The organism is Caloramator sp., from assembly GCF_020054765.1.
Classification (GTDB): domain Bacteria; phylum Bacillota; class Clostridia; order Clostridiales; family Caloramatoraceae; genus Thermobrachium; species Thermobrachium proteoclasticum.
Window position 1 is genome coordinate 62,675 of sequence record NZ_JAIHAO010000013.1, and the last position, 7,667, is coordinate 70,341.

6 protein-coding genes are annotated in these 7,667 nt (G+C 33.5%); 2 read left to right on the forward strand and 4 right to left on the reverse strand.

Annotated elements, in window-relative coordinates:
* Positions 1 to 33: 33 nt before the first annotated feature.
* Both JG776_RS06630 and JG776_RS06635 read right to left on the reverse strand, forming a co-directional pair.
* A complete protein-coding gene (locus JG776_RS06630) occupies positions 34 to 1,818 on the reverse strand; it encodes an ABC transporter ATP-binding protein (protein WP_291965865.1) in 1,785 nt (594 codons plus the stop codon).
* A 12-nt stretch (positions 1,819 to 1,830) separates the two neighbouring features.
* Positions 1,831 to 3,594: an ABC transporter ATP-binding protein gene (locus JG776_RS06635; RefSeq protein ID WP_291965866.1), complete on the reverse strand. Its 1,764-nt coding sequence runs from the start codon at positions 3,592 to 3,594 to the stop codon at positions 1,831 to 1,833.
* A 396-nt stretch (positions 3,595 to 3,990) separates the two neighbouring features.
* Here JG776_RS06635 and JG776_RS06640 point away from each other — a divergent pair, with 396 nt between their 5' ends.
* Together JG776_RS06640 and JG776_RS06645 are read left to right on the forward strand one after the other, a co-directional pair.
* Complete coding sequence (locus tag JG776_RS06640; protein WP_291965867.1) at positions 3,991 to 4,866, forward strand: DUF4351 domain-containing protein; 876 nt, start codon at positions 3,991 to 3,993, stop codon at positions 4,864 to 4,866.
* Between the two features lie 94 nt (positions 4,867 to 4,960).
* Complete coding sequence (locus tag JG776_RS06645) at positions 4,961 to 6,967, forward strand: thioredoxin domain-containing protein (RefSeq protein WP_291965868.1); 2,007 nt, start codon at positions 4,961 to 4,963, stop codon at positions 6,965 to 6,967.
* Between the two features lie 17 nt (positions 6,968 to 6,984).
* On the opposite strand, the gene JG776_RS06650 is transcribed toward JG776_RS06645, so the two are convergent.
* Both JG776_RS06650 and JG776_RS06655 read right to left on the reverse strand, forming a co-directional pair.
* On the reverse strand, positions 6,985 to 7,263 hold the full coding sequence (locus tag JG776_RS06650) for a cupin domain-containing protein (RefSeq protein ID WP_073249096.1): 279 nt from the start codon (positions 7,261 to 7,263) through the stop codon (positions 6,985 to 6,987).
* Positions 7,264 to 7,569: 306 nt separating this feature from the next.
* The coding region (locus tag JG776_RS06655) for a zinc ribbon domain-containing protein (protein ID WP_291965875.1) at positions 7,570 to 7,667 on the reverse strand (98 nt) is incomplete at its 5' end.

Consider the following 7,667-nt stretch of genomic DNA (forward strand, 5'->3'; position numbering starts at 1 on the left):
CTATGAGGTATATACCGCATAGGATTTTTATGTTTACCCAAATATTTTCTTTTCCTGCTCTAATATATACTGATTTGTATAAAGCCTGTAATAGTACCCCCTCTTTTTTATAAGCTCCCTGTGGCTTCCATCTTCAATAATCTTTCCATCCTTTATTACAAGTATCCTATCTGCAGATTTTATTGTAGAGAGTCTATGGGCAATTATAAAGCTTGTTCTTCCCTTTAAAACCTTTGAAATTGCTTGCTGTATCATATGCTCTGTTTCAGTGTCTACAGAGGAGGTTGCCTCATCTAATATAAATATACTTGGGTTTGCAACAATAGCCCTTGCAATTGATATAAGCTGCCTCTGACCAACAGATAGCTTAGAACCACCTTCACCAACCTCTGTATCGTAACCCTTTTCAAGAGACATAATAAATTCGTGAGCATTGGCAAGCTTTGCCGCCTCAACTATCTCCTCAAAACTTGCCTGTAAATTACCATACTGAATGTTTTCCCTTATTGTACCACTAAAAAGATGCGGTGTTTGAAGTACATACCCAAGGCTTGAATGAAGCTTTGACAGAGGTATGGATTTGTAGTCCATTCCATCTATATAAATAGTCCCTCTTGTTGGTTCATAGAATCTACACAAAAGATTAACAATTGTACTTTTTCCAGACCCTGTTTCGCCAACAAGTGCAATGCTCTGACCTGCCTTTACCTTAAGGTTGAAATTATCAAGTACATCCTCTCCAGCCTTATATGAAAAAGAAACATCTTTAAACTCAATATCTCCATTTATTTTTTTGATTTGTGACAGCTCTCCAAAATCTTTAATTTCAACCTCTGTATCAATTAGAGATATAACTCTTTCTGCAGCAGTTTGTGCAGAAATAAATTCTGCCATAACCCTTGCAAGTTCTCTAACTGGATCGAAAAACTGAATAGAGTAGGATATAAATGCAGCAAGGGTACCAAAGCTTATAGTATTTAGCATTACGCTCCTTCCTCCAAAGTTAAGAGCAAGGGCAGTACCAATGCTTCCGAGAGTCATAACAAGGGGCATATAGATTGAGGATAAAATAGCAGCTCTAACCGATGAAGAGAACATACTCTTTGTTAAACCCTTAAATTCATCAATATTCTTATCTTCAATATTTAATATCTTTGAGGTCTTTGCTCCCATTATGCCTTCATTAAATGCACCTGTTATCTGTGAATTTATTCTTCTCACCTTTCTGTATTCAAACAAAATCTTTTTCTGAAAATAGATGCTCAAAACTGCAAGAATAGGTACAACGCTTAAGGTTATAAGAGCAAGCCTTACATTTAGTATAAACATATATATAACAATGGAACCCATAATTGCAATACCCCAAATAAAATCTACAATGCCCCAAGCCAAAGTGTCTCCAATTCTTGCAACATCAGATGTTAATCTTGCCATAATCCAGCCAACAGGTGTTTTGTCGTAGTAGGAAAAGGAGAGCCTTTGAAGCTTTTTGAAGGCACTTTTTCTAATATCATAGCATAGTCCCATATCAATCTTCCCAGCAAGTGCAATAAGCCACCACACATTAAACACCTGAACTGCAATAAGCGTTAAATAGATTAATACAAATTTATAGAAACCATCAAGTGAGTTGTTTTTAACAAAATTATCTATAGCATATTTATTTAATATTGGAAAGGTTGCATCTATGACTCCAACCCCAAACATAACAAAAATTAAAAAGAATACGGAATTTCTATACTTCTTTAAAAAATCAAATAGTCTTTTCCACAGATGTAAATCAAAATTCTTTTTAAACTCCTGTTCTCTAATCTCCATAAAATCACCACCTTATTCTTCATCCAGCTGACTTTGAATATCCCACAGCCTCCTGTAGAAGCCACCTTTTTTTATAAGTTCATCGTGGCTTCCCATTTCAACAATTGTCCCCTTATCAAGTACAATTATCCTGTCGCATTCGTGGGCAGTTGTAAGTCTGTGGGTTATTATAATTGTTGTGGTATCTTTGCTCCTCTCCTTAAGCCTATTTCTTATATGTTGTTCAGTTTCTGTATCAACTGCACTTAAGGAATCGTCAAATATTAGTACTCTATAGTCTTTTATAACGCATCTTGCAATTGCAACCCTCTGTTTTTGACCTCCAGATAATGTAACACCCTTTTCACCAATCTGTGTTTCATATCCCTTTTCGAAGGATAAGATTGTATCGTGTATATCGGCAATTTTGCTTGCCTCATATATTCTTTCATCCTCTACATTTTTTGTTGAAATTGCTATGTTTTCCTTTAAAGTTTTTGAAAAGAGGAAGCAGTCCTGTGCCACAAGTCCAATATTCTGCCTTAGGTAGTTTTTGTTTATCTTTTTAAGTTCAACACCATCAAGTTTAATGGAACCTCTATTATAGTCATAAAGTCCAAGTAATAGATATGCCAAAGTGGACTTACCAGAACCAGTAGGCCCAATTATTGCAATCGTCTCACCCTTTTTTATACTAAATGTAATATCCTTTAAAACATCCTTACCATCTCTGTAGGAGAAGTATAAATTTTTAAATTCAATATTTCCCTCGATATTTGGTGTTAATCCAGTATTAGAATCCTCAACAGGTTCCTTTAAAATCTCGTTTATACGTCCAATTGCAACAAAGCTCTTACCCATATCAGATAATATTCTTCCAAGCTGTCTTATTGGCCAAAGAAGCATACCTATGTAGCTTATAAATATTATAAGCGTTCCAAGTGTTATAGCTCCTTTTGATGCAAGAAAAACACCATATACTACAACCAAGAAGGTTTGAAGCATACACATAGCATCAGATGATGACCAAAAGTAGGCAAAGGTTCTCATAAGTTTTAAAAGAAGATCCCTATATTTCCTATTTTTTTCTTCAAACTTTTCAATTTCAAATTCTTTACGATTAAAGGCCTTAACAACCCTAACACCTGTTAAATTCTCCTGAAGTACTGCAGACATTTCTCCTTCCGCTTCATCGCATAGCTGAAACTGCTTTTTTACCTTCTTAAAAAATATATAGGAGGCAGCAAATATAAAAGGAATAAGGGATATTGAAATTAGGGCATATACAGCATTGTAGTAAAACATAATAGAGAGTATAAATAAAACCATAAAAACGGTCCTTCCTATTTCAACAAACTGTACAGCCAAAAAGCTCTTTATTGTTTCAACGTCTGATGTACATCTTTGAATTAAGTCTCCTGTTTTTGCCTCAATGTGAAAGTTGTAGTAAACCTTTTGAAGGTGGCTGTAGAGGTTGTCTCTTAAATTTTTGGCAGTAGCCTCTGCAGCCTCACTTGCCCATTTCCCCTTTATATACATAAAAAGTCCATTAAGTGCTGTGATTAAAACTATAAGTAGGGCAACAATATAAAGATGTTTTCTTAAATAATCCCTTCCTCCAAGAAGGTTAAAAAAATATAGAATAATCCGACCTTCAATTTTTTTATCTCCGATAATAGAGTCAATGCTTGTTTTGATAATGATAGGTATGATTACCGACAAAAAGGATGAAATTATGATGGATATACTTGCAAAGATGTATTTTAACCTATATCCCTTCATAAATTTGAAAAACATATTATCACCTCCAACTAAAAATAAAAAAGGCCATAGGCACAAAACCTATGACCGGATTTACAAAAGGGTAAAAGCTCAATTGGACGCATTAAGGTCAGGCTGTACCAAAGGTATATAAATATTCAATTTGTTTGATAAAAATATTCTTATAGTCATCAGTACAACCTCCCTTCCTTAAATTTGATTTTGGATAAATTTAGATTTCAAGATTAACTATAACATAGTTCAAATAACAAATCAAGAAAATTTTGAAAATAAGTCTATAAAAATTACCATCCACCCTTTATTGTTTATCAAAATCGAACTTGTGTTCGCATAATTTTGCTTTTATTGTAGATAATAGTTTTGTGGAGGTAATACTTCCATAAAAATACACTATAGAAAAGAGGGGTGTATATGGATTATAATAAAATTGAAGATGCAGTAATGAAAAATGCTCTTAACTTATTTGCCCAAAGTGCAGTAAAATTTTTTGGGATCGACAAAAAAATAATAGCTCCAGCAAACACAGAAATTAAAAATATTGAGATTAATACAAATTATACTGATTATATTTTTTATGCTGATGATGGAAGTTATATTCATTTTGAGTTTCAAACAACAAATAAAGAAAGTGATTTAAGAAGATTTTTGTTCTATGACGCATCCTTTGTGTACAGAGAAAATAGAAAAATAGAAACAATAGTTATTTATTCATCTGATATAAAAGATGTAAATTCAGAGTTGAACATGGGAAGTATTAAATATTCTATAAAGACATTTTATATGAGTAGTTTAGATGGTGATAGTATATTCGAAAATATAAAACAAAAGATAGAACAGGGAGATAATCTTGATGATGTGGATATACTAAAATTAACTTTTATTCCTTTGATGAGTAGTAAAATAGATAAGGCACAAAGGGCTGTAAACTGTATAAAGGCAGCAGCTCAAATTAAAAGTAATGAAAATAAAATTCAGTGTATTAGTATGCTGTTTGCACTGCTTAATAAGTTTGGTAATGATGAAATTAAAAAGAGTATATGGGAGGTGTTTGAAATGACAGATATAGGAAGAATGATTTTTGAAGATGGTATAAAAAAGGGAAGAGAAGAGGGATTGAAGGAAGGTAAGATAGAAACTATACTTAAATTGCTCGTTAAAAAGTTTGGTAAAGTACCAGAGGAATATAAGGGAAAATTGAGGAACTTGTCTTTAGAGATAATTGATATAATTTTAATTGAAATAATTGATATGAAGGATATAAAGGAATTAGAGAAATATCTTGAATAAGAAAACAAAAGGTGTTTGCTGCCTTTTGTTTTCTTATTTTTAATTTTATTAAAACAGGGAAAAATAAGTTTAAAAGTGTGAGGGAGTGATTAAAATGAATAGATTGATAAATGAAAAATCCCCATATCTTCTTCAACACGCCCACAACCCTGTTGATTGGTATCCTTGGGGACAAGAGGCCTTCAGGGAGGCAAAAGAAAAGGATAAGCCAATATTTTTAAGTATAGGCTACAGCACCTGTCATTGGTGCCACGTAATGGAGAAGGAGAGCTTTGAGGATAAAGAGGTTGCCGAGCTTCTAAATGACACCTTTATCTGCATAAAGGTTGATAGAGAAGAGAGGCCAGATATAGACAGCATATATATGATGTACTGTCAAATGATGACGGGGCACGGAGGCTGGCCATTAACAATAATTATGACGCCAGATAAAAAACCCTTCTTTTCAGCAACATACATACCAAAGGAAACAATGTATAATAGAATAGGAATGAAGGATTTAATAAAGAGGATAGATGAACTTTGGAAAAATGACAGGGAAAAACTCTTAGACTCATCAGAGAAACTCTATAGAGAGCTTGCAAAACTAAACAAAGAAGATAAAAAAGGAGAAATAACAAAGGAGGATGTATTAGAGGCTGCAAATGAGTTTGAAGTCATATTTGACAGGCTCTATGGAGGGTTTAATAAAAGGCCAAAGTTTCCAATTCCCCACAATTTACTATTTTTGATGAATGTATATGCGGATAAAAAGGATGAGGACATAAAAGAGATGGTAACAAAAACATTAGATGCAATGATGATGGGTGGAATTTTTGATCACATTGGTTATGGGTTCCACAGATACTCAACTGATAGAGAATGGAAGCTTCCTCACTTTGAAAAAATGCTCTACGACCAAGCACTGCTTATTTTAGCCTACACTGAAGCTTACAGAGTCTTTGGAGAGAAAAGGTATAAGGAGGTAGCAAGAAAGGTAATAGAATATGTAAAAAGAGATTTGACATCAAGAGAGGGTGCCTTTTATTCTGCGGAAGATGCAGATAGTGAAGGAGTGGAAGGAAAGTTTTACACCTTTACATATGATGAATTAAGAAACATATTATCTGAAGAGGAGTTTGAAATTGTAAAGAGGGTATATAACATAAAGGAAGAGGGAAACTTTGAAGATGAGGCAACAGGTGAAAGAACAGGACAAAACATCCTTTATAAAATTAAGTTTTTTGAAGAATATAAGGATAAGTTAGAGATTATTAGAAACAAAATATTTGAATTTAGGAAAAACAGAATTAGGCCCCTAAGGGATGAAAAAATATTAACCGACTGGAATGGGCTTATGATTGCAGCCCTTTCAAAGGCAGGCTTTGTTTTTAATAATGCTGAATACATTGATATGGCAAAAAAAGCAGCAGATTTTATACTGTCCCTTTCAAAGAAAGGGCTTAAGCATAGGTATAAGGACGGAGAATACAGCTTTGAACCACTTCTTGATGATTATGCCTTTTTTAGCTTTGGCCTTTTAGAACTTTATTTAGCAACCTTTGAAACAATATATTTAAAAGAGGCAATAGGTTTAGTTGAAAAGATGATTGAGAAATTATGGGACAAAGAAAAGGGAGCCTTCTTTTATGCAGAAAAGTCTTCTGATTTAATATTAAGAAGCAAAGAAATATACGATGGTGCAGTTCCATCTGGAAATTCTGTTGCATCTTATGTTTTATATCTTCTCTATAGAATTACAGGTGATATAAAATATTTAAATTTTGCAAAAGAAACATTAAATTGCTTTGCAAAGGAGATAAAGTCGATTAAATCCGCCCACAGCTTTGCACTATACGTACAGGATCTAATCCTTTCAGAGCCTATAGATATTGTGATTGCAGCAGAAGATAAAAGAGAAATAGACAAGTTTTTAGAGACTTTAAGAAAAAAATATATTAAAAACGCAATAATAATTGCCAAAAACAGTAGGGAGGCAGATGAACTAATACCTCATATAAAAGATATAGAAATAAATAAAGAGCCTAAGGCCTATGTGTGCAAAAACTTTGCCTGCGGAGTACCACAAAATTTAAACCAATTTATAAAAAGCCTCAGTTAGTATATAACTGAGGCTTTTTAAATAATATCTTGGAAGGTATATGCCTTGTTTATTGGCCTTTTTACATCCCAAGTACACTTTAATCCCTTTGGAAATGTAACCAGCATCCCTTCATTTATAGTTATAGTTTCAATTGGAGTTGTAACTATGACCTCTCCCTCAAAAATATAGCAGGTTTCAGTCTCATCGTATTCCCAGTCGAATTTAGAAACACCGCAGCTCCATCTTCCCCAATTGTCAATTCCAAGCTTTTTAGCCTCTTCAAGGGACATTTGTTTTACTTTAATCTTTTCCATAAATATACCTCCTTTTTAAGGTTTTAATAATATAAAGTTTATATTCAGGTTGTTTAAAAAGTTATGTTTGCTTAGCCCCATTAAGGATTTGTTGGGCATCGGTTCTACGGCTTAATCAATTCTATGCTATTCTTTGTTTGAAAAAGTCCTACCCTCGTTGTGCCATAGTCCTAATTTTGCATATACAAATTATACCACGTAAGTGAACTACCCCCACTTATAGAAGTGGTGGTTTCGTGGTCAATACTCCCAACGGAGCAAGTTATCCCACGCTCAAAGGGCTGTTCCTTCCCTAGATAAACCATTTTACATGGCTAATTTTAGCAAATTCTTGCTTGCATTTATATCTCTATCATGAACTGCACCACACTTTGGACATTTCCATTCTCTCAATGCTAAATTCT